Genomic DNA, 12,984 nt, shown 5'->3' with positions numbered 1-12,984 from the left:
TCAGGTAGATAGGTCAGAAGTGGAAGGCCAGTGATGGTTGGAGCGGACTGATACTAATCGATCGAGGACTTAACCACAATTGAAAAAAGCAAGGAAACTCGGAAGAGTTTTGATTCTTCGATCCAGTTTTGAGTGAGCAATACTTACTCAATTGAATAGTGTGGTGGCGATAGCGAGAAGGATACACCTGTAACCATGCCGAACACAGAAGTTAAGCTTCTTAGCGCCGATTGTAGTGAAGGGTTTCCCTTTGTGAGAGTAGGACGTCGCCACGCAAGTTAACCTTATATCAAATATTTGATATAAGGTTTTTTTTTGTTTAAAAGTAACGGGATCAGCGATGAGTCTGCCAAAAACATGGTGCAAAAAATTTAGGTGACTTAAAATAACTTTTTTTGCGAAAAAATGATACACTGTTTATGAAGAGTTTTTAGGAGGGATAGTATGACTGAGGAGCTTAAAAAAGAACAGGATCCAGTAGACAATGAACGTAACGAAACGTCGTCGGCAGTTCCATTTACAGAAATCAAAGAAGTCGCTTCAAAAAATATTGGTCAGATGCTTCAAGACCTGCAAGCGTTCGAAACAGCGATTGAAAAGGAAGACATTCCGGAGATTTATCGAATCTACAATGGCCGCCTGCACAAAGAATTGAAAGAAACATCCAATCAAAATCATGAAATCGATGAGTTGCTGGCGCGGAAAATCCATGACAGTTTTGTCGCTACTTTTCCATTCATGATACATGCCGATCGAATTTCACCTACGGTTCATTATTATAAAATAGGTGAATACTACCATGAACGTCCGACAATTGGCATTGATGCCAGTGTTCCAGAAATCTTTGTGATTCCTGCTATTGATGATGAGTGGCGTAAATTTCAACGCGGCAATCGTGATATGCTGACAGCCATTGAACAACAGATGGATAATTTAGACGCCAAAGCCATTGCGGCTCAATCCGAGATTCAAAAACTGCAAGAGGAGATCGATCGCATTAAGCGTAGTGAAAACGAGTTGTCAGAATCAAAAGGATTTTTTAATCGCGGAAAAATCGATGAGGAATTAGAAGCATTAGTCCAAGAACGAAAAAAAGTAGAAGCGAAACAAAAAGAATGGTCTCGCTATTCCCAAAACGAACAAGACGTGCTTCTTGAAAAAGAACGATTAATGCAGCAATATCACGCCTTGCGCTTAAAAAAGGCAATCGTCGAAAAAGAATTTCGTCAAATCGATCACTATTTTGGTTCGTTGCAAGAGATGAACGAACGATTGCAAGCTTTCTTAATGAGCTATCTAGGAGAGGAGTCGATCGCAGATGAATAATGAGGAAGAAAAAACGCCCCTAATGAAAGAACAAACAGAAGATGGGATTCGCGAAACAGCTACGTCAAAGAGCGAACTGGAAATAATGGAAACAAATGAGTGGGCAACCGCCGCTGATGAACTAAAAACAGTTGAAATAGAATCGGATGAGCTTGAAGCAACGGCAATTGATCAGGAAGACTTGTACCAACAATCTGCTGAAGAAGGCCATAGCGAAAGGCTAATCATTGACTCTACAGAGTCTGCAGAGCTTGAAATACCTGAAGCACCTGAAGCACCTGGAGAACCTGGAGAACCTTATGATGAATACTATGAAACCAAAGAAAGCGATCACCAAAGAATTGAAAGCTTGATTGAACAAGCAGAAATTGAATTAGCAGATTTGCGCTTACGCAAAGCCATTATGGAAGCTGATTTTGATGAATTATGTCATCACTACCAAACATTGATCATTGGCAACCAGGATATTTCAATTATCGCAAAAAAGACGTTACTGGAATACTATGCTTATGAATTCTTGAAACCCTTGCGATCGATTGGATTGATGCCAACCGACAACTACGATGTTTGGAAAACAAAGCACTTCTTGGTGAAGTTTCAATTGAATGAGGAAAAAGCAATGGATTTATATTTTAAATTAAATCCGATCAATTCTCAATATGAATCACAGTACTTGCCGCTACTCACGATTTATTCTGACACACGAGAAGTGCGGGTCAACGACCATCAAATCTTATATCTATTGCGGCAATGGTATACAGATAAAATATTTACGGTCAATCAATTGTCACTGTTTAATTACGATATCAATTTACTCTTAACTCAATTTCGCGCATCTTCATTTATGGTTTCACCAAGTCTCATTGATAATACGCAAGAACTTGCAGTGGATTTAGAGACTGAGTTTCCGATCACAACAGACATTTTGGACCAAATCTTTATTACTACGATGGAAAATCAAGGCTATGATTTTGTCAAAGCAGAGTATGAAGACTATGAGATCTTCTTAGATAAAAAACAACGCTTGACGATTCGGATGGCTGATGATCGGACCCATTTGTTTATTGATTCAGATCGAAGAAAACGTTCCTTGTTAGATTTCTTCACTTCTTACGAATTTTTAGTTCCATTAGTAGTACCTAGTTATTCGCATTAAACAAGCATAAGAGCTAAAATAATCATTAAGGTTATTTTAGCTTTTTTTAGGAGAGGAGAATGATGTAATGTTGAATCGTGCGATCGGATTTTATGAGGGAATGCCTTTAGATAACAGTAATGTTTTTCAAACGAAAGATTTGGACATGCCTTCAATAGGAGCAAATGATCTATTGATAAAAGTTGAAGCCGTATCGGTCAATCCCATTGATGCGAAGCGTCGCCAAACGACGACCAAATCTGGTCATTTCGTGATCCAAGGATATGATGCTTGCGGAATCATTGAAAAAGTTGGCGATCAGGTCACAGAATTTCAAGTGGGCGACCCGGTGATGTACAGTGGAACAACACAGCGAGACGGGGCGAACCAGAAATATCAAGCGGTGGATGCACGCTTAGTAGCGAAAGTCTCTTTAGAAAATTTAGCGGAATGGGCAGCATTGCCTTTAACAAGTATCACTGCCTGGGAACTTCTATTTGAGAAATTTGGGTTGATTCCTAAAGAAAAAGCCAATCAAGGAAAACTATTGATCATCAATGCAAGTGGTGGAGTGGGATCGATTGCCGCCCAGCTGGCACATTGGTCCGGGCTTGAAGTATATGGCACTGCCAGCCCCACAAATCATGAATGGCTAGATAAAAATGGGGTAGCGCACCCACTCGATTACCATTACCCGCTACAAGATCAGGTTGAAACCACCTTTGACTATATTGCTGTCTTTTATGACATTTCCGATTACATCGATCAATTTGCTCAATTGATCCGCCCATTTGGTAAAATCGGAATGATCGTTAATACGCGCGGTCCATTAGATCTTAACCCATTTAAAAATATCGGAGTGGACTTTTACTGGGAATATATGTTTGCAAAAACCGATTATCAAGTGGATTTGGCTAGTCAAGGAGCGATCTTAAAAAAAATTGTTGATCTAGTCAATGAACAAAAAATCCATTCTACGATCACCACCTGTTTTGAAACAGGCCTGACGATCGAAAATTTGATTGAAGCAACCGCATTAGTAGAAAAAGGCAGTCCAGGGAAGGTAGTCATCTCCGGAGGATTCCATGAGTGAGGAACAAGAATTTTGGGATGATTTTGCGGCAGAATATGCAGAGATCCAGCAAGAATCACAATTAACGATTGCTGAGGATCTAGCAACATTTTTAAAGACAAACGGAATTTTGCCAATAAGCTCTTTTGTTGATTTAGCTGCGGGAAGTGGCCGCTATATTCCAGCGATTTTACCTGATACAAAGCGTTATTTGGCCATTGATTTTTCAGTGGAAATGTTGAAAGCAGCTAGACGTTATGTAAAAGATCCTCAACAAAAAGTAGACTTTCGACTGCAAACACAAGCAGAGTTTCTTGCTGATAAGATCACCTATCCCTTGATATTTACTGCAATGAATCCAGCGTTGACCGAGAAAGATCAGCTGATTTCTCTGGTAGAAAAAAGTCGTCGCTTATTGATTTTGCGGATCGTTCGGACCAAAGAAAATATCTTTCAACCACTGGAACAGAACGATCACAAAGATGAAAAGCTACTTTCTGTCTATAAGAAATGGCTTCTGGAAGAACAAATCAGTTTTTCTACTCATCTTTTTTCTTATGCTTATGAAGAAATCATTGATCGGGAATTTTTTTACCGCTATTTTCAACTGGATATTCCACAGTCAGAATTGCTGCAGCTAAGCCGTTCCCTTTTTAGAGAAAAGAAAAAAGCAATTAGTAAGACGGAGATCGATTATGAACTCCTAATCGTTTGAAGGCAAGCAGTTGTCCTGTATATTCAGGGACAGCTGCTTGCCTACTAGTGTCTATTAGCCTATCCCTAAATAGAGATAGCCGATTGAACCGATTATGAATAAGTAAAGGATATTCACCATATAGAACTTGTGTTGGAATCTTTTTTGTTCTTGAGGGAGAGCTTGCTTGATCAATTTGTAACCAATCAAATTCGCTAACGAAGCAATCAATGTGCCCAAGCCACCCACATTTACCCCCAACAAAACAGCTTTCTTGTAGGTTGTAAAAGGAGCAATCAGAATCGCTGCTGGGACATTGGAAATCACCTGAGAAAGGGTGATGCTGCCTAAAAAGGCTTGTTGTTCTTTTTGGAAGAAGGGTTGGATCATTTCAATCAACTTGTCTTGTTCGTTGATATTTCCGATAATCACAAAGAAACAAGCGAATGTGACTAAGAGACGGTAATCCACTGAACGAAAGAGCTCTTTTTGAAAAAAATAGACCACGAATGCTACGATCGATGCCGAGAGGACGAAAGGAACGACATGAAAGATTCCCAAAATCATCAGTGCCATTAAACCAAGATAAAGTACCATGTATTTTTTCTCAAAAAAATGCGTGGTTTTTTTGATGATGAGAGGGGATGCTGGCAATAATTGAATGGATCCTACTAACAGAGTTAATGATAGGACAACCATCATACCTGTCGTTTGCAAAAAAGTAGTCAAAGGTAAATTATAAAAAGAAAACAAGAAGAGATTTTGCGGATTCCCAAAGGGAAATAAACTGCTGCCTAAATTAGCGGCTACAATCAGGTAAACTGCGCCGAGAAGAACGCTTTTTTGTTCCTGAATGCCTTTGGTGATCAGAAGATACATAGGTAGTAAAGTCAGGATCGCCACATCGTTCGTTAGTACCATCGAGCTGAAAAAACTTAATAAAACAATCGTTCGAATCAGTGCTCGGAGAGAATGACTCTTAGAGAGCAAACGTTGACCAATGAAATTCAACAAACCGGCTTTTTCAAGCCCATTAATAGTCAGCATGAGACCAAACAAGGTCAAAATCACTTGAAAATCAATAAAGTGGACATCAAAACGTCCAAATGAACTCGCAACAAGCGCCAAAAAGAAAGAAATCGAAAATAATAAATCGCTTTGGAAAAAGAAGAATATTTTTTTTAACATGCGTGCTCCTTTCTTTCAAATTTTACCATGGACTCTTTTAGAGAAGCAAAGAAATATTCTCGGTTTTGACATATACTGTGAAATCCTATCGCTCAATATGGTTGACAAACGAAGCGTTTATTGGGAAATTAGAACTAGAATGAAAAAGGAGCAGAATCGATGAATTTGATGCAACTATTAGAAAAAAATCAGCAAGTCCATTTTCAGATATTGACCATCTTCTTTCAGCATGGTTCAGAAATTTCCTATAAAACTCTTGCAAATAAGTTATCCATTTCTTCACCGACGCTCCAAAAGGAGATTCAGCATTTGAGTGACAATCTTTCTGTTTTCCATGCAGAGGCATTGTTAGAAACAAAAGAGAATGATCGTTTGCATTTAACATTACCGCTTGATTTTTCTATTCAGCATTTTTTTTATGCGTATTTATCAGAAGCGGTGGATTTTCAAATTATTGAATATCTCTTTTTCCATCGCGAAGGATCGACAACGAAACTCATGTTGGATTTGACGCTTAGCGAGGCCTCGCTTTTTCGTCATTTCAAATCGATCAATCACTTGTTGGAGGAATTTAGTCTTCAATTGAAAAATAAGAAACTGATCGGCGATGAGCGCCAAATCCGCTTTTTCTTTTATTCGTTTTTTTCGCAGAGTTATCCGTTAGCAAAAATCAATGAAACCTTTAAGAGTCCAGCTATTCGAAACTTGATTCGGGTGATTGAACAGCAACTTGGCTTATCAATTGATCCACGGAATAATTGGAAATTGGTCTTATGGTTTGGTTTGATGGAAGCCCGTTTCGATTTTAGGAGTTCCCAGCAACATGAGTCATCGAAAGGCCTCTTAAAACAAGTAGAAAATGATCCTACTTTTCAAGTGCTACGAAATATTTTAGGACGTTATCTCAGCCGTTTTGCCATTTCGTGGAGTGACTACGAAGCTGTTTACCTCTATTTGTTTTTGATGATGGAAGGATTAGTAGTCATGGATCACCAGCAGGACACTGATTCGGAATTTATGCTAGATTTAGCCGCTGAGAGTCAAGTATTGATGAAAACTTTTGCGGATGAATCTCTTGATATACAAGTTCATTATCCAGAAATCAGTCGTTTTTTAGCAATCATCGTTCTTAGAGCACGCTACTTGAAGGGCTCGTTGACTTCATTTGCCGATTTTCCTCCGCATTTTTTGCGGGGAACCATCACGGAAGTAGCGAATCAAGCAGTTGAAACATTGGCACAAGCCACTGGGCCTTTTTCTGAGGAGAAACAGAGAAAGCTCATCCATGATTTGTCGTTTGTTATTGAATGGTTGCAAGAGAAACAACAAAAAGAGCTGAAAATCGGTGTTCTGCTGTCTCAAAATCAATTACGTACGGATGTTTTGCGGCGGTTTTTGGCCAAACAGCTTTCTGGGTATCCTTACATGCAGGTGGAAACTGCACAAGCAACCGATTATGATCTGCTGATTGTGGATCAACCGCAGATTGCCGAAAACTATCACTACAAAAAGCTCCTGGTCTTGACAGGTGTGATCGATCGTTTTGAAGAGCAACGGCTGCATCAAGTGATTGATGAAATTCGAAGGGAAAATCTTGAAAGTGAGTTGGAGAAGTTATGAGGATTGTCATTATTGGAGGCTCTCATGCTGGTATAGCAGCAGCCCGTCATTTAAAACAGATGGATGATAAAATTGAAGTGATCATCATTGAAAAATCCAATGTATTGGGCTATATCGCTAGCAGTTTGAACTTAGTATTAGAGGGATATATTGAGCGTCTAGAAGATTCCCGCACTGCTACTGCCAGTGAATTACTGTCAGAAGGGATCAATGTGATGCTCAATAGCCGCGTCGTAAAGATTGCAGCGGCAGAAAAAAACGTTTCTTTTGAAACATCAACGGCTAGTTGTGTCGAAAAAGACACGATCTCATATGATTATTTGATTTTAGCTATGGGGTCCAGTAATTTTCGGAATGCTTTTACGGAAGAAGTCAAAGAGCACATTACCACGTACAAAACGATTGCCCAGTCTCGAGCAGCTCTAAGCAAAGTACAGGAAGCCAAGAAAGTGGCCATTGTGGGTGCCGGTCTGATAGGTTTTGAATTAGCGGAATCACTAAGTGGACAGGATAAAGAGGTCTTCTTGATTGATCGGATGGATACTTTGCTTTTCCGCTACTTCGACCAAGAGATTTCTCAGATTTTGATCGAACGTTTTCCAGAAAATTTACAAATCTATCTGAACAGCAGCGTGGTCGCAGCAAAACAAACTACGAACGGAGAGCTGGCGGGAATTGAACTTGCCAATGGCACTTTTTTGCCAGCGGATATCGTTGTCTATGCAGTCAATCCAAGACCGAATGTTGACCTGGTCGCTGACTTTCTGAAGTTGAACCCAGATGGGACGATCGACACCAATGAATTCTTGCAAACTTCCGATCCAAGCATTTATGCTGTCGGCGACTTAGTCTCGATCCCATTCAATCATTCAGACAGTTCACTCTATGTACCGCTGGTGACCAATGCGTATAGAACCGGTATCGTCGCGGCAACAAATATTTTGTCTGCAAAAAAAATCCCTTTTCCTAAAATGCAGCGCACAGTGGTCAGCAAGCTCTTTGGATATTTTGTGAGCAGCTCTGGAATCAATGAAACGGAAGCACCTTATTATGGCTTTGACGTCGATTCTGTCACACGTACGTTCCATGCACGTACGTTTTTCGAAGTAGAAAATAATTTTGAAGTGACATTGAAACTGGTATTTGACAAGGAAACACGAGTAATCATGGGAGGGCAGATCATTACAAGCGATCGCGGCAGTTTGGAGATCATCAATACGGTCTCTACGTTGATCACATCTTACATGACTCTTGATCAATTGGCTACGATGGATTACTTTTTCAATCCAACGATATCTTTTCCGCTGCACTTTTTGAATCAATTGGCCATCGAAGGTCTCTTGAAATCTCATGTGAATTAAATGTGTTATATATTAAAAGTTTTTTTATTCGATAAACCTACGTTAAGAGTAGGTTTATCTTTTTTTTTGCAAAAAGCCTTGTCATTAAAAGCGGAATCGCTTAAACTAACTAGAGAGAATGAGAATCGTTCTCATTAGAAAGGGTTAGTATATGAGAAAAATGAGTCTGGCCATTTTGCTTCTCTTGTTGATCACTGGGTCTTTATTTGTGGGCGCACATGACATGTCTTTAGCTGGTTTAATGGCAGGAGAAGAGAGTCATTGGATGATATTGCTGAAAGTACGCGTTCCTCGTACGATTAGTCTCTTGCTTGCAGGGGCTGTCATGAGCTTATGTGGAAAAATCATTCAGCATCTGATGCAAAATAAATTTGTTGCAGCAGACGTGATCGGTTTGACTGACAGTGCCCGCCTAGGGATCTTGATCGTCATGTTATGGCTGCCCAATGCATCTGGACTCCTGCGAACAACCGCTGCTTTCTTATTTTCTTATGCGGGGGTTTTGCTATTTTTATGGCTAAGTCGCTTGATCCCTAAGAAAGATCCGATGGTTTTGCCTTTAACGGGTGTGATGTTCGGGAATGTGATTGGCGCAGTCAGTTCCTTTCTTGCGTACCGCTTTCAACTTGTGCAAAATGTTTCTTCCTGGTTACAGGGGAACTTTGCTACCGTGATCGAGGGCAATTATGAATTGATTTATCTGACACTACCAATTTTTGCTCTTTTGTATTTCCTTGCCTATGAAATAACGATTGCCGGGTTAGGAGAGACAGCTGCAAAAAATCTTGGCATCAACTACCACGTTTTACGCTTGCTCGTATTTGCACTGGTTGCTTTTGCCAGTAGTGTGGTCTTGCTTTTAGTAGGCAGTGTTCCATTCCTTGGTGTGATCATCCCTAATATCGTTGCTTTATTTGCAGGAGACCATGTTCGAAACAACCTTTTTCTGATCAGTTTTTCCGGCAGTGCCTTTTTGCTCTTGTGTGATTTGCTAGCAAGGATTTTAATAGCCCCATATGAATTGCCGGTCAGCGTTGTAGCAGGAACGATTGGCGGTATTAGCTTTCTAGTCTTATTGATGAGGAGAAAAATGGTATGAGAATTATCCGGCGTTATACGTTCTTGTTCATACTCATCGGGATAGCTGTTGGCGCATACCTTACCTACAATACATATGGCAATTGGTCCTTCGCACTGCAATTACGGGGAAAGCGAATAGTGGCCTTTGGCTTAGTAGCAATAGCTGTCTCGTTTAGCACGATCACTTTACAAACACTGACACAAAATCGGTATCTGACTCCCGGTATCTTAGGATTGGATCAATTATATGTGCTGATCCAGACGATACTATTTTTCTTCTTAGGAGGAATCCGCATGTTGAGTCAGGAAACACCTTTCGTTTTTTTGTTTTCGATTTTAGCTACCGGGACATTAAGCAGTGTCATCATTCAGACCTTTTATAAAAAAGCCAATAATCAATTGTTTCTATTACTGATGGCGGGAATGATCAGCGGTACTATGTTCACTAGTATCAGTTCATTTCTTCAAGTCATCATGGATCCCAATGAATATGATTTGTTGCAAGGGCGTCTATTTGCAAGTTTTAGCAATGTCAATAGTCAGCATTTATTACTGGCTGCTGGAATTATTTTAATTGGGCTGATTGGATTATCGCTATTGATTCCAGAATTGAATGTTATGGTCTTGGGTGTTCGAAATGCAAAAAGTTTAGGCCTATCGGTTTCAATGATCCAGAAGAGTTGTCTTTTCTTGCTGTCTTTATTATCGGGGACTGCTACTGCTTTAGTAGGACCATCCGTCTTTTTAGGATTTGTCGTGGCAACGATTGCCTATCAGTTATTTCCAACATATAAACATGGCACATTGTTTGTTGGATCAGCACTTTTAGGGTTTTTATTACTAGTCGGCGGCCAATTTTTTGTTGAGCAAGTCTTTCAATGGAACACAACGATCAATACAGTGATTCAATTTTTAGGCGGAATCTTCTTTTTAGGAAAACTAGTCAAAGAAAGGAAAGGACAATGATTGAAACAAAAGGAATCGAAAAGAGTTATCAAGACAAGCGCGTGTTGACTGATTTGTCCTTGCAGTTGCCGGAAAATCAATTGATTGCCTTTATTGGTCCAAATGGTGCCGGAAAAAGTACATTGCTTTCGATTATCAGCCGCATGTTGGAGCAGACTACTGGAGAAGTTTATTTCAAAGAAAAGGAGATTCGACAATGGCGTTCGAAAGAATTAGCTAAGAATCTCGCTTTTTTGCAACAGAGTAACGGTTTTACGGTTGATATGACCGTAGAAGAACTGGTGTCTTTTGGTCGGTTTCCCTATAATCGGGGACGATCAACGCCAGAAGATGAACAAATCATTTCAGAATCATTAACACTTTTATCTTTAGAATCATTTCGGCAACGCTCGATCCATGCATTATCTGGTGGGCAGCTTCAACGGGTCTATTTGGCGATGATTCTTGCCCAAGATACCGAGTATATCCTTTTGGATGAACCGCTGAATAATTTGGATTTGAAACATGCCAATCAGTTGATGCACTTATTGGAGAAATTAGTCAAAGATCATGGGAAAACCGTATTGATCGTATTGCATGACATCAACTTTGCTGCCAGATATGCAGACCATATCGTAGCGATGAAAGAAGGAAGTTTGTTCAAAACAGGCACAGTTGCAGAAGTGATCCAAGAGCCTGTTTTAAAAGAACTTTATGACTTAGAAGTTAAGATAGTCGAAGTGGATGGACAGCGCTTTTGTTATTATTTTAATTAAGAGACCATAGGAGGAGTATATGAAAAAAATAGTATTTAGTTTGGCTGTATTGGTAATGATCACGGGGTTAGCAGGATGCGGCTCTCAAGAAAAAGGAGAGTCAACAAGTGCCTCAACGGCTGCAGCGGCGCCTGCCGAAATCGAAGTGACAGATAGTAATGGCAAAGTGACTGTGCCATTTTCACCAAAAAAAGTCGTTGTTTTCGATAACAGTGCACTTGATACAATGGATGCTTTAGGCGTAGGAGATCGTGTTGTAGGAGCTGCTACGAGCAATATGCCTGACTATTTAAAGAGTTATGCTGCGGTTGATTCTGCAGGTGGTATCAAAGAACCTGACTTAGAAAAAATCAATCAGATCCAACCTGATTTGATCATTATCTCTGGCCGCCAAAGAGACTTTCAAAAAGATCTGGAAGCAATTGCACCAACGATTTTTCTAAGTGTAGACAACGAAAACACTTGGTCATCGATCGATAACAACATTCAAACTATTGCCCAAATCTTTGGAAAAGAAGAGGAAGCCAAGAAACAGTTGACTGCTCTGCAAACAAGAATCGCGAATCTTTCTGAAACTGCAGAAGCCAGCAAGGAAAAAGCATTAGTTGTCATGATGAATGAAGGTAGTCTTTCTGCCTTTGGTTTGGGATCAAGATATAGCATTGTTTATGATACATTTGGGTTTACGCCAGTCGATGATACATTAGAAGCATCGACTCATGGGCAGAATATTTCTTATGAATATTTACTGGAAAAAAATCCCGATATTATTTTTGTTATTGATCGTACAAAAGCAATCGGTGGGGATACAAGCCAGAGTACGTTGACTGAAAATGAATTGGTTCAGCAAACAACTGCTGGAAAAAACGGGAAAGTGATCGAATTAAATCCGCAAGTTTGGTATTTAGCAGGATCTGGGATCGAATCATTGGACATTATGTTGTCTGATGTTGAACCGGCTGTTGCAAAAGATTAAAGGCTTGTTATCGGATAAGGATGGCTTAAATGAGAAACAGTTGCGAATGTTGGATGTTCGCAACTGTTTTTGTATTGAAAACAATTTATTCAATTTAAACCAAATTTAGTTTTTTTCAGGTATGCTAGGTTCAAAGGGAAGGAGCGGATTCCGAAATGCACAAATATTTGCTGGCGGCTGCCTTAGGTTTAGTACTGTTAATAGGGGGATTATTTCTTCGGGTGAACCTGATCCCGATCGCAGACTTTGAGCTATTGACTTTGGCAGAAAAAATTACATTACAAACAGAGGTGGGGCTCGCGCCAAAGTGGGGGACAGTCTTAATGGGCAGCGGATTAGCTATTTTGTTGTTGGTTTTCATTTCCTATTATTGGCCCTCCAAACCGGGGCACAAAAACTATTTGGTCGGTGCGGGTTTACTTGCGCTTTGGATAATCTGCGTAAAGATGATTTTTTTCCCGCCTCAAAAGGAATGGGTCGAAGGGACGGTCATGAAAGTCTATGAGGATGGGTATGCATGTTTTCAGACGAAGAAAAACGCGGAATCACGTTATTCATCAGATTTTGGTCTGTATTATTTCGAAAGCAGCGACAGTTGGCAGCTTCGAGAAGGACAGCAGATCAAAGTTTTAACAGAAGGTGGGAGTTTCATAAAATTTGATGAAGTGTTTTTACCGGTAATTGATGTTCAACCGTTAGCGGATGTTTCTCGGTCTCAAGACTGAATTAAAAAAAGAATCACAGATTTACTTTACCTGTCGTAGTAATTGATTTATAATTATTACGACAGGTAAAGTAATTTTAAGGAGGG

The 12,984-nt window shown here is 39.9% G+C and carries 12 protein-coding genes and 1 rRNA gene; 12 read left to right on the top strand and 1 reads right to left on the bottom strand.

The window, feature by feature from the left end; genetic code table 11:
* Nucleotides 1-159: 159 nt before the first annotated feature.
* The 5 genes from rrf to AB5Z52_RS09095 all read left to right on the top strand — a co-directional run bounded on the left by rrf (nucleotide 160) and on the right by AB5Z52_RS09095 (nucleotide 4,248).
* Nucleotides 160-275, top strand: a 5S ribosomal RNA gene (gene rrf, locus AB5Z52_RS09115).
* Nucleotides 276-444: 169 nt separating this feature from the next.
* Nucleotides 445-1,326 carry a hypothetical protein gene (locus AB5Z52_RS09110; RefSeq protein WP_003126748.1) on the top strand — a complete coding sequence of 294 codons (882 nt, stop codon included), beginning with the start codon at nucleotides 445-447 and terminating at the stop codon, nucleotides 1,324-1,326.
* Nucleotides 1,319-2,482, top strand: a complete 1,164-nt coding sequence (locus AB5Z52_RS09105; RefSeq protein ID WP_256926301.1) for a hypothetical protein — start codon at nucleotides 1,319-1,321, stop codon at nucleotides 2,480-2,482. Before AB5Z52_RS09110 ends, AB5Z52_RS09105 begins: the two co-directional genes overlap by 8 nt.
* A 67-nt stretch (nucleotides 2,483-2,549) precedes the next feature.
* A complete protein-coding gene (locus AB5Z52_RS09100) occupies nucleotides 2,550-3,554 on the top strand; it encodes a zinc-binding alcohol dehydrogenase family protein (RefSeq protein WP_003126746.1) in 1,005 nt (334 codons plus the stop codon).
* Nucleotides 3,547-4,248, top strand: coding sequence for a class I SAM-dependent methyltransferase (locus tag AB5Z52_RS09095; protein WP_003126745.1), 702 nt, complete (start codon nucleotides 3,547-3,549; stop codon nucleotides 4,246-4,248). The genes AB5Z52_RS09100 and AB5Z52_RS09095 overlap by 8 nt, the downstream gene beginning before the upstream one ends.
* Before the next feature lie 54 nt (nucleotides 4,249-4,302).
* On the opposite strand, the gene AB5Z52_RS09090 is transcribed toward AB5Z52_RS09095, so the two are convergent.
* Complete coding sequence (locus AB5Z52_RS09090) at nucleotides 4,303-5,415, bottom strand: SLC13 family permease (RefSeq protein WP_003126744.1); 1,113 nt, start codon at nucleotides 5,413-5,415, stop codon at nucleotides 4,303-4,305.
* A 159-nt stretch (nucleotides 5,416-5,574) separates the two neighbouring features.
* On the opposite strand from AB5Z52_RS09090, the gene AB5Z52_RS09085 reads away from it, so the two are divergent.
* The 7 genes from AB5Z52_RS09085 to AB5Z52_RS09055 all read left to right on the top strand — a co-directional run bounded on the left by AB5Z52_RS09085 (nucleotide 5,575) and on the right by AB5Z52_RS09055 (nucleotide 12,898).
* On the top strand, nucleotides 5,575-7,035 hold the full coding sequence (locus AB5Z52_RS09085) for a helix-turn-helix domain-containing protein (protein ID WP_003126743.1): 1,461 nt from the start codon (nucleotides 5,575-5,577) through the stop codon (nucleotides 7,033-7,035).
* On the top strand, nucleotides 7,032-8,396 hold the full coding sequence (locus AB5Z52_RS09080) for an FAD-dependent oxidoreductase (protein WP_003126742.1): 1,365 nt from the start codon (nucleotides 7,032-7,034) through the stop codon (nucleotides 8,394-8,396). The genes AB5Z52_RS09085 and AB5Z52_RS09080 overlap by 4 nt, the downstream gene beginning before the upstream one ends.
* A 151-nt stretch (nucleotides 8,397-8,547) precedes the next feature.
* Nucleotides 8,548-9,495 carry an ABC transporter permease gene (locus AB5Z52_RS09075; protein ID WP_003126740.1) on the top strand — a complete coding sequence of 316 codons (948 nt, stop codon included), beginning with the start codon at nucleotides 8,548-8,550 and terminating at the stop codon, nucleotides 9,493-9,495.
* Nucleotides 9,492-10,442 (top strand): iron chelate uptake ABC transporter family permease subunit, encoded by a 951-nt coding sequence (locus AB5Z52_RS09070; protein WP_368243394.1) that lies wholly within the window; start codon nucleotides 9,492-9,494, stop codon nucleotides 10,440-10,442. Before AB5Z52_RS09075 ends, AB5Z52_RS09070 begins: the two co-directional genes overlap by 4 nt.
* Nucleotides 10,439-11,197, top strand: coding sequence for an ABC transporter ATP-binding protein (locus AB5Z52_RS09065; protein ID WP_003126738.1), 759 nt, complete (start codon nucleotides 10,439-10,441; stop codon nucleotides 11,195-11,197). Before AB5Z52_RS09070 ends, AB5Z52_RS09065 begins: the two co-directional genes overlap by 4 nt.
* 19 nt (nucleotides 11,198-11,216) lie before the next feature.
* Complete coding sequence (locus tag AB5Z52_RS09060) at nucleotides 11,217-12,173, top strand: siderophore ABC transporter substrate-binding protein (RefSeq protein ID WP_003126737.1); 957 nt, start codon at nucleotides 11,217-11,219, stop codon at nucleotides 12,171-12,173.
* 155 nt (nucleotides 12,174-12,328) lie between these two features.
* Nucleotides 12,329-12,898 (top strand): hypothetical protein, encoded by a 570-nt coding sequence (locus tag AB5Z52_RS09055; protein ID WP_003126736.1) that lies wholly within the window; start codon nucleotides 12,329-12,331, stop codon nucleotides 12,896-12,898.
* Nucleotides 12,899-12,984: the final 86 nt, after the last annotated feature.

It is taken from the genome of Enterococcus sp. RTP21361st1_A6_RTP21361_211029 (assembly GCF_040910045.1).
GTDB lineage: Bacteria > Bacillota > Bacilli > Lactobacillales > Enterococcaceae > Enterococcus_D > Enterococcus_D gallinarum.
Note: the sequence above shows the minus strand (reverse complement) of the source record. Positions and strands in the feature narration are given on the sequence as shown.

Bases quoted from the DNA above. Each gene is read 5' to 3' on its own strand.
- AB5Z52_RS09105 (WP_256926301.1), top strand. From the start codon at position 1,319: ATGAATAATGAGGAAGAAAAAACGCCCCTAATGAAAGAACAAACAGAA.
- AB5Z52_RS09070 (WP_368243394.1), top strand. From the start codon at position 9,492: ATGAGAATTATCCGGCGTTATACGTTCTTGTTCATACTCATCGGGATA.
- AB5Z52_RS09065 (WP_003126738.1), top strand. From the start codon at position 10,439: ATGATTGAAACAAAAGGAATCGAAAAGAGTTATCAAGACAAGCGCGTG.
- AB5Z52_RS09060 (WP_003126737.1), top strand. From the start codon at position 11,217: ATGAAAAAAATAGTATTTAGTTTGGCTGTATTGGTAATGATCACGGGG.
- AB5Z52_RS09085 (WP_003126743.1), top strand. From the start codon at position 5,575: ATGAATTTGATGCAACTATTAGAAAAAAATCAGCAAGTCCATTTTCAG.
- AB5Z52_RS09110 (WP_003126748.1), top strand. From the start codon at position 445: ATGACTGAGGAGCTTAAAAAAGAACAGGATCCAGTAGACAATGAACGT.
- AB5Z52_RS09100 (WP_003126746.1), top strand. From the start codon at position 2,550: ATGTTGAATCGTGCGATCGGATTTTATGAGGGAATGCCTTTAGATAAC.
- AB5Z52_RS09075 (WP_003126740.1), top strand. From the start codon at position 8,548: ATGAGAAAAATGAGTCTGGCCATTTTGCTTCTCTTGTTGATCACTGGG.
- AB5Z52_RS09090 (WP_003126744.1), bottom strand. From the start codon at position 5,415: ATGTTAAAAAAAATATTCTTCTTTTTCCAAAGCGATTTATTATTTTCG.
- AB5Z52_RS09095 (WP_003126745.1), top strand. From the start codon at position 3,547: ATGAGTGAGGAACAAGAATTTTGGGATGATTTTGCGGCAGAATATGCA.
- AB5Z52_RS09055 (WP_003126736.1), top strand. From the start codon at position 12,329: ATGCACAAATATTTGCTGGCGGCTGCCTTAGGTTTAGTACTGTTAATA.
- AB5Z52_RS09080 (WP_003126742.1), top strand. From the start codon at position 7,032: ATGAGGATTGTCATTATTGGAGGCTCTCATGCTGGTATAGCAGCAGCC.